Source organism: Microbacterium sp. NPDC057659 (assembly GCF_042799915.1).
GTDB lineage: Bacteria > Actinomycetota > Actinomycetes > Actinomycetales > Microbacteriaceae > Microbacterium.
Genome location: NZ_JBHVHU010000001.1, coordinates 1692645 through 1710256, shown reverse-complemented (window position 1 = coordinate 1710256; position 17612 = coordinate 1692645). Strand labels below are relative to the sequence as shown.

The window sequence follows — 17612 nt, the reverse complement described above, 5'->3', positions numbered from 1 at the left end:
AGCTTCATGACCGAACAGCGCGTCACCGCCGAGCGTCTCGTGCGGCGGTTCGCCCGCGAGACCAATCTGCTGGTCGCGGGTCGTGCCTTCGCGGTGAAGGGTGACGACGCGATCGCGGACGAGCTTCGCTGTCTGATCCGCGCGCTCGGCGGGCACCTCGGCGACAGCGGTGTCACGTTCGTGACGGGGGAGACTCCCGTGATCGTCGTCGACGGCGCCCCTCTGCCGGCGCGCATCACGGCGGAGGACCGCGTCGACAGCGCCGGCGCGCACATGCCGGTCTCAACCCTGGTGGCCGCGCGGCTGCGCGACGAGGGTCTGGTGCGCGGCATCCGGATCGGCATCGCCATGGTGCTGGAGCCGAAGACCGCGCAGCTCGCGCTGCTGCTGCACGACGCCGGTGCCGAGGTGGCCGTCTATGCGCATCCCGACGAGATCGACGTCGACGTGGCCCGCGTGCTGCGGGACCGCGGCATCCCGGTCGACGGGGATCCGGCGCTCACCGGCGCCGCCGAGCGCGCCGCAGCCATCGCCTTCCTCCGGCGAGGGTTCGACCTGCTGCTCGACGACGGATCGCACCTGATCCGCCTCGCGCACGAAGAGGGGATCGCAGGCACCCTGCGCGGCGCGGCGGAGGAGACCACCAGCGGCCTCACGCCGCTGCGCGTCATGGAGCGCGAGGGGCTGCTGAACATCCCCGTGATCGCCGTGAACGACGCCGCCATGAAGACCTCCTTCGACAACCGCTACGGCACAGGCCAGTCGTGCGTGTTCGCGATCGCCGATGTGCTCGACGCCGCCGGGATCGGCGTGCGCGACCAGCCCGCCGTCGTGATCGGCTACGGTCCGGTCGGCGAGGGCGTCGCCGCGCATCTGCGCGCACTCGGCACCGAGATAGCCGTCGCCGAGACCGATCCGGTGCGCGCGCTGAAGGCCGCGCACGACGGCTTCCGCATCGGACCGCTGCGCGACCTCGCGCCCGGCGCGCTGGTGGTCTCCGCGACCGGTGCGCCGCACACGGTGGATGCCGCGACACTGCGCGCCGCCGGCATCGTGGCCGTCGCCGGCGGGGTGCCCGGCGAAGTCGACCTCGATCCGTCCGCGCTGATCCCGGCGGGGGAGCACCTCGATCGCGCCGGTGAGGGCGCCCTCCTCATCGCCCGAGGCGGCTGCGTGAACCTGGCCGCCGCCGAAGGCAACCCGATCGAGATCATGGACCTCTCCTTCGCCGTGCAGCTCGGCGCGATTGAGCAATTGCTCACCGCCGGACTCGCACCCGGCCTGCACCCGTTCCCGGCTGAGGCGGATGCCGCGATCGCCCGTGCCGCCCTCGCAGCCCGCGGCGACCGGATCGACGAGCGCAGCACGGCGCAGGTAGCGGCACAGGCCGACTGGCGCTCGCCGCGGTATCGAGGGGACCAGGCATGATCACCGTCTACTCCGCCGGGCTCGTCGTGCCCGTCACCGCGCCTCCGATCCCCGACGGCGCGGTCGCCGTGCGCGACGGGCGCATCGTGCACGTCGGCGAGCGCACCTGGGTGCTCCGATCGCTCGACGAGCGCGGCGCCTCCTACGACGAGGTGCACTGGCCGGGCATCTTGACTCCGGGCCTCGTCAACGCGCACACGCACCTGCAGTACACCGGTATGGCCGTCGTCGGACAGGGCCGGTACACCGGCTTCGACGACTGGGTCGCCGCGTTCAATCCGGTCTACGAGGGTGGCAGGGACTGGGCGGCCGATGCTGCGGCAGGAGCCGAGCTGGCGCTGCGCAGCGGCACCACGGCGGTCGCCGATGTCGTCACCGACCCGTCCGCGGCATCCGCTCTGCACGACGCGCGGCTGCACGGGATCACCTACTGGGAGGTGATGAGCTGGACCAACGCGGACTGGGCGCGCACCGGGCGCGCGCAGGTGGAGCAGGCGCTGGACGCCCTGCCCACTCCGCCCGGAACCGGCCTGTCACCGCACGCGCCGTACTCGCTCGACATCGAGCCGCTGCTGGAGATCCCCGACATCGTCCGCGAGCGCGGCGGGCGCATCCACATCCACCTCGGCGAGGCCGCCTTCGAGAACGAATTCGCCCACGAGCATCCGCAGGCCTGGCACACCGCGGGTCTGGCCAGTTTCCAGGAGCTGCGCCAGGCCGGTTTCGGCACCAGCGCCACCGAGTTCGTCGACCAGCTCGGTGTGCTCGGCCCGGACTGCCACATCGCGCACGGCGTGTACATGAGCGCGCGTGACCGCGCGATCCTGCGCGAGCGGCGCACCGCCGTCGCGCTGTGCCCGCGGTCGAACGCCGTGATCGGGCTCGAGGAGCCGCCGATCGCCGCCTATCTGCGCGAGGGCAGCCCGATCGCCGTCGGCACCGACTCGCTCTCGTCCAGCCCGTCGCTCGACCTGATGGCGGATGTCGCGGAGCTGGCGCGCATCGCGCGCTCGCAGGGCTACACCGATCGCGACCTGCACGCCCGGCTGCTGGGCGCTGCCACCATCGGCGGCGCGCACGCGATGGGCATCGACGTGGGGCCGGACCGCACCGGCTACCTCGCGGTGGGCGCGCTCGCCGACCTGACCTTCTTCGACGTGCCCGCAGGGCCCGACGCGATCGCCGAGCTCGTCGAGGCGGGCGCGGGTCACGCCGCGGCGACCGTCGTGGCGGGCGAGGTGCGGTATGCGGCATCCTCGTTCCCGCAGTCTGCGCGGTTCCTGAGCGAGGAGCGCAGCGACGAGACGAAGGGCGCTCAGGACCCGGCGAAGAAGGAGGACAGACCATGAGACCAGCGACAGCCGAACGCCTCGACCTCGCCCCGCATCCCGAGGGCGGCTGGTTCCGGCGCACCTGGACCAGCCCGATCGCCGTCGAGACGCCGAACGGCGCGCGCCCGGCCGGCACCTGCATCCACTACCTGCTGCAGCCGGACGAGAGCAGCGCCTGGCACGTCGTCACCAGCGACGAACTGTGGCTCTGGCACGGGCCCGGCCGGCTCGAACTGAGCCTGGGAGGCGACGGCGCGGAGCCGGCGGAGGCGACTCCGATCGTGCTCGGCCCCGGCGAGGCTGCGCAGGTGCTCGTACCAGCCGGAGTGTGGCAGGCCGCCCGCCCGCTCGACGACGCGGAAGTGCTCGTCTCGTGCTTCGTGTCGCCAGGTTTCGACTTCGCAGACTGGCGACTCGCCGCCGACGTACCCTTGAACCCGAACCCGACCTCTCTTCAGGAGTGAACCGTGCCCGTTTCCCGCACCCTCCGTCGTGCCGCGCTCTCCGTCATCGCGGTCGCGGCCGCCGTCTCCCTCGCCGCCTGTTCCGGCACCTCCTCTGCCGCGCCGTCGGCTGACGCCGGCGACGGCTCGCTTCCCACGGTCACCGCGGGCAAGCTGACGATCGCCACCGGCGAGCCGAACTACGAGCCGTGGTTCGTCGACGACAAGCCGGAGAACGGCAAGGGCTTCGAGGGCGCTGTCGCGAACGCCGTCGCCAAGGAGCTCGGTTTCGACGCGAAGGACATCGAGTGGGTGCGCACCGGCTTCGACGCCGCGATCGCGCCCGGACCGAAGGACTGGGACGTCAACATCCAGCAGTTCTCGGTCACCGACCAGCGCAAGAAGGCCGTCGACTTCTCGTCGCCGTACTACACGACAACGCAGGCCGTCGTCGTGCTGAACGACTCGCCCGCCGCGAAGGCCGCGTCCATCGACGAGCTGAAGACGATCAAGGTCGGCGTCGCCGCCGGCACCACCAGCTACACGGTCGCCAAGGCGCAGCTGGGCGAGAAGAACCTCAGCGTCTTCAACACCGTCGACGACGTCGTGCTTGCGCTGAAGAGCGGCCAGATCGACGCGATGGTCACCGACCTGCCCGGTGCGTTCTACGTGACCGGCGCGCAGATCGACAACGCCACCGTCTCGGGTCAGTTCGCCAGCACCGACGGCGGCGACGACTTCGCCTTCGTGCTGCCGAAGGGCTCCGCGCTGACCGCCGATGTCTCGAAGGCCGTCGACACCCTGCGCGAGAACGGCACCCTCGACGAGCTGCAGCAGAAGTGGCTCAGCGACGCGGTCGACGTCCCCGTCCTGAAGTGAGCACCACCACCGCCGACGCGACGTGGCAGCCGAGCGACCTCGAGCTGTCACGCCGCGCTCTGCGGCGCCGTGCCACCACGCGATCGGTCCTGATCGCCCTCGTCAGCAGCGTCGTCCTGATCGGCGTGATCGTCGCGATCCTGGTGAACACTCCCGGGTGGACGGTCGTGCGCGAGACCTTCTTCGATCCCGAGGTCGCGCTGGCGAGCATCGGCCCGGTGTTCCAGGGCCTGCTGGTGAACATCGTCGTCCTGCTGATCGCCGCCGTCGGCGTCGCGATCCTCGGCACCCTGCTCGCGGTCATGCGCACGCTGCGCGGCCCGGTGTTCTTCCCGCTGCGCACCCTCGCTGCGGCGTACACCGACTTCTTCCGCGGAGTGCCGGTGCTGATCGTGCTGTACCTGGTCGGCTACGGCATCCCGGCCCTGATGATCTTCCCGCGGATGCCCCCGGTGTTCTGGGGAACCATCGCCATCGTCATCAGCTACTCGGCCTACGTCGCCGAGGTGCTCCGTGCGGGCATGGAGGCGGTGCATCCGTCGCAGCGCGTCGCCGCGCGATCGCTCGGCCTCAGCCACGCGCAGACGCTGCGGATGGTCGTCATCCCGCAGGGCGTGCGCAAGGTAATCCCCGCCCTGATGAACGACTTCGTGTCGATGCAGAAGGACGTCGGGCTCATCTCGATCCTCGGCGTCGTCGACGCCGTGCGCGCCGCGCAGCTGCAGGTCGCCGAGACCTACAACTACACCCCGTACATCGTCGCCGCGCTGTTCTTCATCGCGCTGAGCTGGCCGATGATCCGTCTGACCGACGGCGTCACCGCACGCCTCAACAAGCGCGAGCAGGCCGGAGGAGTCGTATGAGCATCATCCCCGTGATCGAGGCCCGCGGCGTGCGCAAGCGCTTCGGCGACCACGACGTACTGCGCGGGCTCGACCTGGCGGTCACGCCGCATGAGGTCGTCGTGCTGATCGGCGCGTCCGGGTCGGGAAAATCGACGCTTCTGAAGACGATGAATCTCATCGAGCAGGTCGACGACGGCCAGATCTTCCTGCAGGGCGAGGACATCACCGACCCGCGGGTGGATGCCGACTCCGTGCGCGCACGGATCGGCGTGGTCTTCCAGCACTTCAACCTGTTCCCGCACATGACCGTGCTCGACAACGTCACGCTCGCCGCCCGTAAGGTGCACCACCGGCCGGCATCCGAGGCGCGCGCCCGCGGCCGCGAGCTGCTGGAGTCGCTGGGACTGGGCGCCAAGGCCGACGAGTACCCCGACCGGCTCTCCGGCGGACAGCAGCAGCGCGTCGCGATCGTGCGTGCGATCCTGACCGAGCCCGAAGTGCTGCTGCTCGACGAGATCACCAGCGCCCTCGACCCGCAGCTGGTCGGCGAGGTACTCGATCTGGTCCGTGAGCTGAAGCGCCGAGGCACGACGATCGTGATGGCCACGCACGAGATGTCCTTCGCCCGAGAGGTCGCCGACCGGGTGGTGTTCCTCAAGGAGGGCGTGCTCGTCGAGCAGGGGCCGCCGGAGCAGATCTTCGATGCTCCGCAGCATCCGGCGACGGCGGAGTTCCTCGCTCGCGTGCGCAGCCTGTAGAGCCTTTATCCCCGGCATAGGGTCGCCACAGGGTCCCTGACGGCGGGCTGCCGAGCATGGTCGCATGACCTCCTCGCAGCCGCCTCTCGACCTCGACCTCGACGTCGTCGTGCCCGTGTACAACGAGCAGGACACACTCGCGCAGTGCATCGCGCTGCTGCACGAGCATCTGAGCGAGGACGACTCGGCGACCTGGCGGATCACCATCGCCGACAACGCGAGCACCGATGCCACAGCGCAGATCGCCGACGACCTGGCTGCGACCCTCGACGGAGTCGTCGCCGTGCACCTGCCGCAGAAGGGCCGAGGCCGGGCGCTGAAGGCGGTCTGGGCGGCGTCGCCCGCCCGGGTGCTGGTCTACGTCGACGAGGACCTCTCCACCGACCTGCGCGCGCTGCGCCCGCTGGTCGCGCCGCTGCTGTCCGGCCACTCCGACCTCGCGATCGGCTCGCGTCTGGCGCGCGCCTCGCGGATCGTGCGCGGCGGGAAGCGCGAGTTCGTCTCGCGGTCGTACAATGCCCTGCTGCGCGGCACCTTCGGGGTGCGGTTCAGCGATGCGCAGTGCGGCTTCAAGGCGATCAGAGCGGATGCTGCGCAGCGCCTGCTGCCGTACGTCGAGGACGACAACTGGTTCTTCGACACCGAGCTGCTGATCCTGGCTGAGCGGGCGGGGCTGCGCATCCACGAGGTGCCGGTGGACTGGATCGACGACCCGCACAGCTCAGTCGACGTCATCCCCACGGCGACCGAGGACCTGAAGGGGATGGCTCGCGTCGGGCTGAGCCTCGCGCGTGGGCGGGTGCCCGTGGACGAGATCTACCGCGATCTCGGGCGGCATCCCTTCGAGCAGCCGCCGGTGCCGCTGCTCGCCCAGGTGCTGCGCTTCGGCGTGATCGGGGTGCTCTCGACCGTGGCCTATGCGCTCGTGTACCTGCTGTTCCAGACGTTCCTCACCGCCCAGGCGGGGAATTTCCTCGCACTGCTGACGACGGCGGTCGCGAACACGGCGGCGAACCGGCGGTTCACCTTCGGCATCCGCGGCAGATCGCGCGTCGCCACGCACCACCTGCAGGGGCTGGTCGTGTTCGGCATGGCGTGGGCACTGACCTCCGGATCGCTCGTGCTGCTGCAGGCCGCGGATCCGAACCCGGGTCCGCTGCTCGAGGTCGGGGTGCTCACCGCGGCCAACCTCGTCGCGACCGTGCTGCGCTTCGCGCTGCTGCGGCTGTGGGTGTTCCGCGATCGAGGCCACGGCGGTCCACCGCCGGAGACGCGCATCGAGACCCTGTCCACCAGACACCGGATGATCGCTCAGGAGGCGAACCGCTCATGACCACCGCATCATTCCCCGTGCCCGCCGGGTTCGCCCCGGCCCCGCCTGCCGCGGACGCGCTGCCTGCGGCGCGCATCCGCTCCCGCTGGGAGGCCCCGGCGTACGCCGGCGCTCTGCTGCTCACCGGCATCCTGTACGTCTGGAACCTCGCCGCGAGCGGCTGGGCGAACGCGTTCTACTCCGCCGCCGTCCAAGCCGGCACCCAGAACTGGGTCGCGTTCTTCTACGGGTCGTCGGATGCCGGCAATTCGATCACCGTCGACAAACCGCCGGCCAGCCTGTGGGTGATGGAGCTGTCGGCGCGGGTGTTCGGGCTCAGCTCCTGGAGCATCCTGCTGCCGCAGGCGCTGATGGGTGTCGCGACCGCGGCGATCATCCTGTTCACGGTGCGCAAGCGCTTCGGAGCGGGAGCCGCACTGCTGTCGACCGGCGTCTTCGCCCTCACACCGGTGGCGGCCCTGATGTTCCGGTTCAACAACCCCGATGCCCTGCTGCTCCTGCTGCTCACCGCGTCGGTGGCGCTCACGCTGCGGGCGATCGACGGCGGACGGCTGCGCTGGCTGCTGCTGGCCGGTGTCGCGGTCGGCTTCGGGTTCCTCACCAAGCAGCTGCAGGCGTTCCTCGTGCTTCCTGTGCTCGCCGGCGTGTACTTCGCGTTCGCGGGGGTGCCGCTGCTCAAGCGACTCTGGCACCTGCTCGCGGCGTTGGGTGCGGTGATCGTGTCGGCGGGCTGGTGGGTCGCGGTCGTCGAGCTCGTCCCGGCCTCGGCCCGTCCGTACATCGGCGGCTCGCAGAGCAACAGCTTCCTCGAGCTGACCTTCGGGTACAACGGACTCGGGCGCATCACAGGGAACGAGGTCGGCAGCGTCGGTGGCGGCGGGCGCGCCGGCGGCGGCATGTGGGGGGAGACCGGGCTGTTCCGGCTGTTCCTGAACGAGATCGGCGGGCAGATCTCGTGGCTGATCCCGGCCGCGCTGATCCTGTTCGCCGGTGCGATGGTGCTGATCGGGCGCGCACCGAGGCGCGACCCCCGGCGCATCCTGCTGGTCGCGTTCGCCGGCTGGCTGATCGTGACGATGCTCGCGTTCAGCTTCATGGCCGGGATCTTCCATGCGTACTACACGGTCGCGCTGGCGGCTCCGCTGGCTGGGCTGCTCGGCGCGAGCGCCGTGGTCGTGTTCGCGCACAGGGACCGGCTGTGGATCCGCATCCTGCTCGCCGCGACTGCGCTGATCACGGCCGGCTGGGCATGGGTGCTGCTGGAGCGCTCCGGCAGCTGGATGCCGTGGATGAAGGTCGTCGTGCTCGTCGTGTCCGTCGTCGGCGCAGCGCTCGTGCTGCTGCCGCCGCGCTCGCGGGTGCTGACCGCATCGGCCGCCGCTGCGCTGATCATCGGCGGTCTGCTGGCTCCGGCCGCGTACACGCTGCAGACCGTCGGCACCGGGCACTCCGGGTCGATCGTGACGGCGGGGCCGTCGGTGCAGGGCGGTATGGGCGGCTTCGGCGGTCAGGGTGGCCCCGGCGGAATGCCGAACGGCGGGGGCCAGGGTGGCTCCGACGGAACGCAGGGCGGTGCGGGTGGTTTCGGCGGCGGGTTCCCGGGCGGGAGCGGCACCGGTCAGAACGGCGGAACGCCTCCGACGATGCCCGGCGGCTCCGAGGGCGCCATGCCCGGCGGCTTCGAGGGCGGGCGCGGCGGCGGTGCCGGCGGTCTGCTCGAGGCGTCCACGGTCGATCCCGAGCTGCAGGCGCTGCTCGAGAAGGATGCCTCGCAGTACACCTGGGTGGCCGCGACCATCGGTTCGCAGTCCGCGGCCGGGTACCAGCTCGCCACCGGTGACGCCGTGATGCCGATCGGCGGCTTCAACGGCAGCGATCCGTCACCGACCCTCGCTCAGTTCCAGCAGTACGTCGACGACGGCCGCATCCACTTCTTCATCGCCGGGGGCGGCATGGGGATGGGCGGCGGGAACTCCGAGATCCAGTCCTGGGTCGAGGCGAACTTCACCGCCCAGACCGTCGGCGGCGTCACGGTCTACGACCTCACCAAAGCCCCGAGCGGTCGCTGAACCGCGATGGCGTTCGCGTGGACCGGCCACTGCACCTCAGTGACGGGTCGGGTCGCACTTCGTCCCGGAATCCGACGCCCAGAGCGGGACTAACTGCGACGCGAGCGCCATCGATGGCGACGCATTCAGCGGTGGTGTGCTCGTCTCGTCGCGGTCACCCGCGTACGTCGCGGGGCGACCGGGGCTGGGCCACGCGCTCAGTTGGCGATGCGCTCACCTACTGATGCTCTGGGCGCATCAGTAGGTGAGCGGACTGGAGGGTCGACGCGAGGTCGCGTCGAAGCCGGACGATGCGCGATCGGATCAGTCGAGCGGTCCGGGCGACGCCGCAACGGGACGAACTGCGACGGAGGCGCCGCTCGCGAAAGGAGAACGACGTGCGCAAGGATCAGGACATGACCATGGCAGGCGGTTCGCTCGGGCTCCCGCCGGTGCTCCGCGCCGACGGGAGCCCGGCGCGCGTGCTCGTGGTCGACGACGAGGTGCCTCTGGCCGGAGCCGTCGCGAATTCGCTCGGCGTCGACGGCTGGGAGGTGCGGGTCGAGAACCGCGGCCGCGACGCGCTGCTCGCGGTGCGCGAGTTCCAGCCCGACGTCGTGGTGCTCGACATCATGATGCCCGGCATCGACGGACTCGAGACGATGGACCGCATCCGAGCCATCCGCCCCGAGGTGCGGGTGCTGTTCCTCACCGCGCTGGACGGCCACGACGACCGGATCGCCGGCCTCCGGGCCGGGGGAGACGACTACCTGACCAAGCCGTTCGCGGTGCCGGAACTGCAGGCCCGCGTCCGCGTGCTCGCCCGCACCGCGGCCGCGATCGCCCAGCCCGCGGCATCCGTGCTGCACGTCGGCGACCTCTCGTTCGACAAGGCAGCCGTGACCGCCTCGCTCGCGGGCGAGCCGCTCGACCTGACCGCGACCGAGTTCGAGCTGCTGCTCCTGCTGGCGAACAACCCCGGCCGTGTGCTGCGACGCTCGCAGATCCTCGAGGCGGTCTGGGGATACGACTTCGGGACGGACTCCAACCTCGTCGAGGTCTACGTGTCGAGCCTTCGGCGCAAGCTCGCCGCGAGTGAGGCAGTGCGGCTCGAGACGGTGCGCACGGTGGGCTACGTGCTGAAGGTGGCGCCGTGAAGCGCGCCCGCAGCCTGCGCGTGCAGGTCGTGCTGATCGCCTCGGCGCTGGTCGCAGCGGCGAGCGTGGTCGTGGGCGTGGTGTCGGTCGTCTCGCTGAACGACTATCTGCTCGGGCAGCTCGACGACCGGCTGAACGGGGCCGCCCAGCGCGGTGCCGACATGGTGAGCGGGCTGCGCCCGCCCGGTGCGCCGCAGTCTCCCCATCGCGACGACCTGGTCGGCGCGCCGGGTCAGTCGCCGGGCACGGTCACGGCGGTGTTCCGCGACGACGCTTTCGCGGTCGGTGGCTGGATCGACGCGAACGGCACCAGACACGATCTCACGGCAGAGCAGCAGGACGAGCTGGCGTCTGTGCCGGCCGGTGCTGCTCCGCAGACTGTCGACCTGGGCGGAGACCTCGGCTCGTACCGGGTCGCGGCTCGTGCGGCATCCGATGACGCGGTCGTCGTCACCGGTCTGCCGCTGGAGCAGGTGACCGCGGCGACCAGCAGGCTCGGCCTCGTCGTCGTGCTGGTCGGCCTCGCCTGCATCCTGCTCGCGATCCTGGCGGCGGCCCTCGCCATGGGCCGCGCGCTGCGGCCGCTGCGTCGCGTGGCGAGCACGGCTGCCGAGGTGACGGACGTGCCCCTCGGCCGCGGCGAGGTGAGTCTCGCACCGCGCGTGGCCGACGCCGACATCGCCTCCACCGCAGAGGTCGGCCAGGTGGGCGCCGCACTCAACGATCTGCTCGATCACGTCGAGCAGGCGCTCGCGGAGCGCGAGGCGGGGGAGCAGGCGACGCGCCGGTTCGTGGCGGATGCCAGCCACGAGCTGCGCACACCGCTGACCAGCATCCGGGCCTATGCGCAGTTGTCCGAGCGCGCCGGAGCCGAACCGGACGAGATGCGCGGCAACGCCGCGCTGATCGACGCGGAGGGCACCAGGATGAGCTCGCTCATCGACCAGATGCTGATGCTCGCCAGGCTCGATGCGCTCCCCGCGATGACGCGCGTCGACGTCGACCTGCGGATGCTGGTCGCCGAAGCCGTCGCGGCCGCACGGACCGCCGGCCCCGACCACGCCTGGTCGATGGAGCTCGGCGAGGATCCGGCGATCGTCAGCGGCGACGCCGCCGATCTGCGCCGGGTGGTCGACAACCTGCTCGGCAACGCCCGGCTGCACACACCGCCCGGCACGACGGTCGGGGTGCGCATCGCGGCGGACGACGGCACCGTGAAGCTCGAGGTCGCTGACGACGGCCCTGGCCTGCCCGACGACCTGGCGGCGTTCGACCGCTTCGCGCGCGGCGACACCTCCCGCTCGCGCGGGGATGGCGGGGGCACCGGCCTGGGCCTGGCGATCGCCCGCGCCGTGGTCGAGGCGCACGGCGGCACGATCGAGGTCGTCCCCGGGGAGGGCGCGACCTTCGTGATCAGCCTGCCGACGGCCTGAGGTCCGGGCGAAGCCTCGAGGACCCCGCCCGGACATGAGGAGCCGATCCTTGGCTCAGCGGTTGCCGGCTCCGTTCGACGAGGGGTGCGGCAGTGCGACCTCGGTCACGAGCGGCATGTGGTCGGAGGCGAGCGTCGCGATGACCTCGGCTGCGATCGGCGTCACGTCGGCGGAGGTGAGCGCGTAGTCGATCCGCCCGATCGGGTTGTCGCTGTCGAACGTGTATCCCGGACCGTCACCCACGACCGGCCAGACGTCGGAAAGCACTTGCGTGAACACGTCGTATTCCGGTGTGCTCGGCTCGGCGTTGAGATCGCCGATGAGCACCGTGGGCAGCCCGGCGGACCGCGCCTTCTCGTTGAACACCGCGGCCTGGTCGAGACGACCCTGCTGGCTCTGGTGGGTCAGATGCGTGTTGTACACGCGCAGTTCGACACCGCGGACGCGCACATCCGCCTGGGCGAGGCCGCGCTGCTCGCCACCGGGCTGATTCGGCAGCAGGGTGTTCTCGCAGTCGCCCATGGGGTAGGCGGAGAGGATCGCCGTGCCGTACTGGCGTCGCTCGGTCCGGCCGGCCTCGGGGTCGAGGTCGAGATTGGCGGAGTAGCAGTACGACATCCCGAGTCGATCCGCCAGCCAGGCAGCCTGGTCGACGTAGTCGGAGCGGGCGCCGAAATGGCGGTCGACCTCCTGCAGGCCGATCACGTCGGCGCCGGACCTCTCCAGCACCTGCGCGATGCGCTCGAGGTCCAGCGCACCGTCGGCGCCCTGTGCGTGGTGGATGTTGTACGACACCACGGTGAGATCGCGGGTCGCCGGGGCGGGGAGGGGCGGCGTCGCGGCCGTCGCGGGGACGGCTCCGAACATGGCGATGCCCGCGACGACGCAGGCGAGAAGGGAGACAGAGCGTTTCTTCACGGAGGGATTCCTTTCGGCCGCGCAGGGGCGCGCGGGTGATCCCAGCAAAACGGTCGCTCGTGACGGGAGGGTTAACGCCCTGCAGCTCTCGATCTTCAGCCGACGCACTCATTCTGTTCGCAACGGTCGGTGCCGCGATCGGCGGCGATCTCCATCGTGTTCGCCGCTGGCTTCGATGGCAAGGCGATCGGCGCGTTCCTCTGAGTCGCGCCTGAGCATTCTGCTCGTGATATGTCACGCGTCACCAGCGGAGCGCGTACCCTGGAGAGGTGACTGCGTATGTCTCGGCTTTCGACCTGTTCTCCATCGGTGTGGGACCCTCGAGCTCCCATACCGTGGGCCCGATGCGGGCCGGAGTCGACTTCGCCGCCCGCCTGCGCGCCGACGGCCTGCTCGAGCGGGTGGAGCGTGTCACGTGCGAACTGTTCGGCTCGCTGGGCGCGACCGGTCTGGGACACGGGACGCCGGACGCCGTGCTCGCCGGTCTGCAGGATCTGCACCCCGAGACCTGCGATCCCGACGACGTGCGCGCCCTGTGGAGCACCTGGCCGGAGGGCCGCGACCTGCGGCTCGCGGGCGAGCGCAGGATCCGGTTCGCCAAGGACGACGTCTCGTTCGTGCCGCGCACCCGCCTGCCCGGCCACCCGAACGCGATGACCCTGCACGCGCTCGACGCGGACGGCGCCCCGGTGCAGGAAGAGACCTACTACTCGATCGGCGGCGGGTTCATCCGCCGCGACGGCGAGGAGGCGCGGGTCTCGCCCGCCGTGCAGCCCTACCCGTACGACACCGCCGAGGAGCTGCTCGCGCTCTGCGACGAGAACCGGCTGACGATCGCCGAGATCGCCCGTGCCAACGAGATGGCCGTGCGCAGCGAGGAGGAGGTCGCGGCGGGGCTCGACGCGATCTGGGACGCCATGTACTCCTGTGTCGACGCGGGCCTGCACAACGGCGGCACGCTGCCCGGGATGCTCAAGGTCAAGCGCCGGGCATCCGACATCCGCGAGCAGCTCGAGGGGGCCGAGTCCGACGGACACGCGCAGATCCCGGGCGATTGGCTGGGCGCGTTCGCGCTCGCCGTGAACGAGGAGAACGCCGCGGGCGGCCGCGTCGTCACCGCGCCGACCAACGGCGCAGCCGGCATCCTGCCCGCCGTCGCGATGTACTGGTGGCGCTTCCTCGCCGACTCCGGCCTGGGTGCCGGCAATGCGGTCACGCCCTACGGCGAGCTCGTCGGCAGCGCGCTGCTCGGGTTCGGCGCCGAGGCCTCGCTGGTCGCGATCGGCGCGATCGAGGACCCCGACGCCGTCGCAGAGGCCAACCGCCGCCGCGGCATCCGTCGCTTCCTGCTGACCGCCACTGCGCTCGGCTCGCTGTTCAAGGCGAACGCGTCCATCTCAGGCGCCGAGGGCGGCTGTCAGGCGGAGGTCGGTTCGGCCTGCGCGATGGCCGCGGGCGGCCTGACCGCCGTGATGGGCGGCACGGTGCGGCAGATCGAGAACGCCGCCGAGATCGCGATGGAGCACCACCTCGGGCTCACCTGCGATCCGATCGGCGGGCTCGTGCAGATCCCGTGCATCGAGCGCAACGCGATCGCGGCATCCACGGCCGTCACCGCTGCGCGGCTGGCGCTGCGCGGCGACGGGCATCACTACGTGTCGCTCGACGCGGTCGTCGAGACCATGCGCCAGACCGGCCTCGACATGTCGACGAAGTACAAGGAGACCAGCGAGGGCGGCCTCGCGGTCAACGTCATCGAGTGCTGAGCACCCGTTCGGCGAACGATCGGATGCCGGCGGCGAAGATCGCGGGCTCCACCACCACAGCGGGTGGCAGAACCGCGAGAGCGTGAACCAACCAGGGCCAGTCGGCGACGTGCAGCGCGACGCGGGTGCGTCCTTCCTCCACCTGGTCGAATTCGAGGTCCTCCCACGGCAGTGCGTCGCGCACGGCATCCGCGGGGCCCTGTACATCCAGCACCACCCGGGTGCGATCGCGCCTCAGCGCGGCGGTCAGATGCGCATCCGCGGACTCGTCGGGCAACGGCCGGGCGGCGAACCCGAACGTCGACACCTCGAGGTCGGACAGGCGATCCAGCCGAAACGTGCGCCAGGCCTCGCGATCGAGATCCCAGGCGAGCAGGTACCAGCGCAGGTGCCGGTGCAGTTGGCGGTACGGCTCGACCCGGCGTTCTCCGGCGATGGCGGCATCTCCGCCCCGGTAGCGGAACCGCACGATCCTGCCCCGGGAGATCGCATCGCCGAGTGTGCCGAGGATCCTGGGGTCGACAGCGGGGGTCTCCGGCCACGAGATGTCGACGGCATCGCGGAGCGCGATCGCCCGTGGGCGCAGTCGTGCGGGCAGGAACTGATCGAGCTTTGCCTGGGCGCGCGCGGTGCTGTCGGAGATCGTTCCCGGAGCGGAGTCCTGCATCGCCGCGACGATCGTCAGAGCGACCTGCGCAGCCACGGCTTCGTCGTCGTCCAGAAGCAGGGGAGGCATCGATCCCCCGGCGACCAGCCGATAGCCGCCGGCAGGTCCAGGTCTGGTCTGCACCGGATACCCGTAGTCGCGCAGCCGTTCGACATCGCGCCGCAGGGTGCGCGTGCTCACCTCGAGCAGCGCGGCGAGCTCCGGTCCGCCGTACTCGCGCCCGGTCTGCAGGGCGGAGAGCAGGTCGAGCATCCGCTTCGTGACGTCCGCCATGACTCGAGAATAGAGTGAATTGCGGACATGATCAGGCCGCAATGCGGCCTAGCCTGGCGACATGAGCGACATGATCAGCATCAGAGGAGCGCGCACGAACAACCTGCGCGGAATCGACGTCGACATCCCGCGCGGCGAACTCGTCGTTTTCGTCGGCCTGTCCGGCTCGGGCAAGTCCTCGCTCGTCTTCGACACGATCGCCGCCGAAGCCGGGTATCAGTTGAACGAGACGTTCCCGCCGTTCGCACGCAACCGGCTGCCGAAGTGGACGCGTCCGGCGGTGGACGCGATATCGGGCATCTCGCCGGTGGTGGTGATCGACCAGAGACGGATCGGCGGCAACGCCCGCTCGACGGTGGGAACCGTCACCGACGCCTGGACTCACCTGCGCCTGCTGTTCTCGCGGCTGAGCACGCCGCATGTCGGGGAGTCGACGGCGTTCTCGTTCAACGACCCCTCCGGCATGTGCGCCCGCTGCGCCGGCCTCGGCGAGATAGTGACCAGCGCCGTGGACCGGTTCCTCGATCTGGACCGTTCGCTCGAGCAGGGGGCGATTCTCGTGCCGGGGTTCGGGCACGGCGGCTACTTCTACCGTCTGTACGCCGACGCCGGCAGCTTCGACCTCGACACTCCGCTGCGCGAGTGGACCGAGGAGGAGCGGATGGCCCTGCTGTACGGCGGGGAGGCGATGGCCAGGCTCAGCAGCGGTGCGCCGAAGGACTACGAAGGAGTGGTGCCACGGTTCGAACGGATCCACCTGCACACTGGCGATCACATCTCCGAGCGCAAGGCCGCCGTGGTGCGCGAGTTCACCAGGGCCGAGCCCTGTCCGGACTGCGGTGGAGACCGGTTGAACGAGGCGGCCCGCACAGCGACCGTGCATGGCCGCACGATCGTCGAGCTCGCGAAGCAGGAGGTGACGGAGCTCGCCGCGTACGTGCGGGGGATCGACGAACCCGCCGTGGCACCCGTGTGCGAGGCGCTGGTGCAACGGCTCGACGCGATGGTCTCGATCGGACTGGGATATCTGAACCTCGGCCGGGCGACGCCGACCCTCTCGGGTGGCGAGTCGCAGCGGATCAAGACCGTGAAGCACCTCGGTTCGAGTCTGACCCAGATGCTCTACGTCTTCGACGAGCCGACGGTAGGGCTGCACCCAGCCGACGTGGACGCCATGATCGGACTGCTGCGTGACCTGTGCGACAAGGGCAACACGGTGCTGGTGGTCGAGCACGACCCTGCTGTGATGGCGGCCGCGGACCAGGTAGTCGAGATAGGCCCGGCCGCGGGGGAGGGCGGCGGCCGCCTGGTGTTCCAGGGCGGGTACGAGGCGCTCCTTCGTGCGGACAGTGCGACCGGCCGCGCGCTGCGCGCGCCATTGCCCGCGCCCGCAGACCGGAAGCAGCCGACGGGGTGGATCGGTGTCCGGGGCGCTCGGCGCAACAACCTGCACGACCTGTCGCTCGATCTTCCGGCGGGAGTGCTGACGGTGCTCACCGGAGTCGCAGGCTCGGGAAAGTCCAGTCTCGCGGCCGAACTCGTGGCGCAGCACAGCGCGGTCGTCATCGACCAGCGCCCCGTGGCCGGCAACCGGCGGTCGACGCCGATCACGTACACCGGAATCGCGACGCCCCTGCGCCGCATGTTCGCCGACGCGCACGACGTCGCCCCCGGCCTGTTCAGCGCGAACTCGGAGGGCGGATGCCCAGCATGCGGCGGACTCGGCGTGACCTACACCGATCTCGCATTCATGGAGGGGCAGGAGACACCCTGCGAGGCGTGCGGGGGCCGCCGCTATCGCCCGGAGGTGCTGGCTATGACCGTCGACGGCCTGAGCATCGCCGACATCGACGATCTGACCGTGGCGGAGGCTGTCGGACGGCTGCCGTCGCCGCGGATCCGCACCGCCCTCGCACATCTCGACGGCATCGGTCTGGGTTACTTGCGACTGGGGCAGCCGCTGAACACGCTGTCAGGCGGCGAGAGCCAGCGGGTGAAGATCGCGGCCGAGCTGAGGGATCAGACCGAACCTGCGCTCTACGTGCTCGACGAGCCGACGACCGGGCTGCATGCCGCTGATGTGGATACGCTGTTCCGGATGCTCGTGGCGTTGAAGGATCAAGGGCACACGGTGGTCGTCATCGAGCACAATCCGGCGGTGATCCGGCGGGCCGACTGGCTGATCGACCTCGGCCCCGGTGCGGGGCGGCACGGCGGTCGGCTGCTGTATCAGGGCCCAGTCAGGGGAATCACGGGGACGCCGACCGCGCGGGCGCTGGAACAGATCCGCGAAGCTTCCTTCGCCGGCTGACCGAGTCCCGGCAGCTTGCCCC

General features: G+C 70.7%; 14 protein-coding genes. 12 read left to right on the top strand and 2 right to left on the bottom strand.

The window, feature by feature from the left end; all coding sequences use genetic code 11:
- Nucleotides 1–6 precede the first annotated feature (6 nt).
- The 10 genes from ACFVAE_RS08105 to ACFVAE_RS08060 all read left to right on the top strand — a co-directional run bounded on the left by ACFVAE_RS08105 (nt 7) and on the right by ACFVAE_RS08060 (nt 11655).
- Nucleotides 7–1428 (top strand): adenosylhomocysteinase, encoded by a 1422-nt coding sequence (locus ACFVAE_RS08105; protein ID WP_378890127.1) that lies wholly within the window; start codon nt 7–9, stop codon nt 1426–1428.
- Nucleotides 1425–2777 (top strand): amidohydrolase family protein, encoded by a 1353-nt coding sequence (locus ACFVAE_RS08100; RefSeq protein ID WP_378890124.1) that lies wholly within the window; start codon nt 1425–1427, stop codon nt 2775–2777. Before ACFVAE_RS08105 ends, ACFVAE_RS08100 begins: the two co-directional genes overlap by 4 nt.
- Nucleotides 2774–3223: a cupin domain-containing protein gene (locus ACFVAE_RS08095; protein ID WP_378890122.1), complete on the top strand. Its 450-nt coding sequence runs from the start codon at nt 2774–2776 to the stop codon at nt 3221–3223. Before ACFVAE_RS08100 ends, ACFVAE_RS08095 begins: the two co-directional genes overlap by 4 nt.
- Before the next feature lie 3 nt (nt 3224–3226).
- Nucleotides 3227–4081 (top strand): ABC transporter substrate-binding protein, encoded by an 855-nt coding sequence (locus tag ACFVAE_RS08090; RefSeq protein ID WP_378890119.1) that lies wholly within the window; start codon nt 3227–3229, stop codon nt 4079–4081.
- Nucleotides 4078–4944 carry an amino acid ABC transporter permease gene (locus tag ACFVAE_RS08085; RefSeq protein ID WP_378890116.1) on the top strand — a complete coding sequence of 289 codons (867 nt, stop codon included), beginning with the start codon at nt 4078–4080 and terminating at the stop codon, nt 4942–4944. Before ACFVAE_RS08090 ends, ACFVAE_RS08085 begins: the two co-directional genes overlap by 4 nt.
- Nucleotides 4941–5684 carry an amino acid ABC transporter ATP-binding protein gene (locus ACFVAE_RS08080; RefSeq protein ID WP_378890113.1) on the top strand — a complete coding sequence of 248 codons (744 nt, stop codon included), beginning with the start codon at nt 4941–4943 and terminating at the stop codon, nt 5682–5684. The genes ACFVAE_RS08085 and ACFVAE_RS08080 overlap by 4 nt, the downstream gene beginning before the upstream one ends.
- 64 nt (nt 5685–5748) lie before the next feature.
- Nucleotides 5749–7017, top strand: coding sequence for a glycosyltransferase (locus tag ACFVAE_RS08075; protein WP_378890110.1), 1269 nt, complete (start codon nt 5749–5751; stop codon nt 7015–7017).
- A complete protein-coding gene (locus ACFVAE_RS08070) occupies nt 7014–9086 on the top strand; it encodes an ArnT family glycosyltransferase (protein ID WP_378890107.1) in 2073 nt (690 codons plus the stop codon). Before ACFVAE_RS08075 ends, ACFVAE_RS08070 begins: the two co-directional genes overlap by 4 nt.
- Nucleotides 9087–9481: 395 nt before the next feature.
- Complete coding sequence (locus tag ACFVAE_RS08065) at nt 9482–10222, top strand: response regulator transcription factor (protein ID WP_378890104.1); 741 nt, start codon at nt 9482–9484, stop codon at nt 10220–10222.
- A 161-nt stretch (nt 10223–10383) separates the two neighbouring features.
- Nucleotides 10384–11655, top strand: a complete 1272-nt coding sequence (locus tag ACFVAE_RS08060) for a sensor histidine kinase (protein WP_378890556.1) — start codon at nt 10384–10386, stop codon at nt 11653–11655.
- 54 nt (nt 11656–11709) lie between these two features.
- Here the strand turns inward: ACFVAE_RS08060 and ACFVAE_RS08055 are convergent, their stop codons facing one another.
- Nucleotides 11710–12573: an endonuclease/exonuclease/phosphatase family protein gene (locus tag ACFVAE_RS08055; protein WP_378890101.1), complete on the bottom strand. Its 864-nt coding sequence runs from the start codon at nt 12571–12573 to the stop codon at nt 11710–11712.
- Between the two features lie 269 nt (nt 12574–12842).
- Here ACFVAE_RS08055 and ACFVAE_RS08050 point away from each other — a divergent pair, with 269 nt between their 5' ends.
- The gene (locus ACFVAE_RS08050) at nt 12843–14339 is read left to right on the top strand and encodes an L-serine ammonia-lyase, iron-sulfur-dependent, subunit alpha (RefSeq protein ID WP_378890099.1); all 1497 of its coding nucleotides are present in this window, start codon (nt 12843–12845) and stop codon (nt 14337–14339) included.
- On the opposite strand, the gene ACFVAE_RS08045 is transcribed toward ACFVAE_RS08050, so the two are convergent.
- Complete coding sequence (locus ACFVAE_RS08045; RefSeq protein ID WP_378890096.1) at nt 14326–15279, bottom strand: helix-turn-helix transcriptional regulator; 954 nt, start codon at nt 15277–15279, stop codon at nt 14326–14328. The genes ACFVAE_RS08050 and ACFVAE_RS08045 overlap by 14 nt on opposite strands.
- A 61-nt stretch (nt 15280–15340) precedes the next feature.
- Here ACFVAE_RS08045 and ACFVAE_RS08040 point away from each other — a divergent pair, with 61 nt between their 5' ends.
- The gene (locus tag ACFVAE_RS08040) at nt 15341–17590 is read left to right on the top strand and encodes an excinuclease ABC subunit UvrA (protein WP_378890093.1); all 2250 of its coding nucleotides are present in this window, start codon (nt 15341–15343) and stop codon (nt 17588–17590) included.
- Nucleotides 17591–17612: the final 22 nt, after the last annotated feature.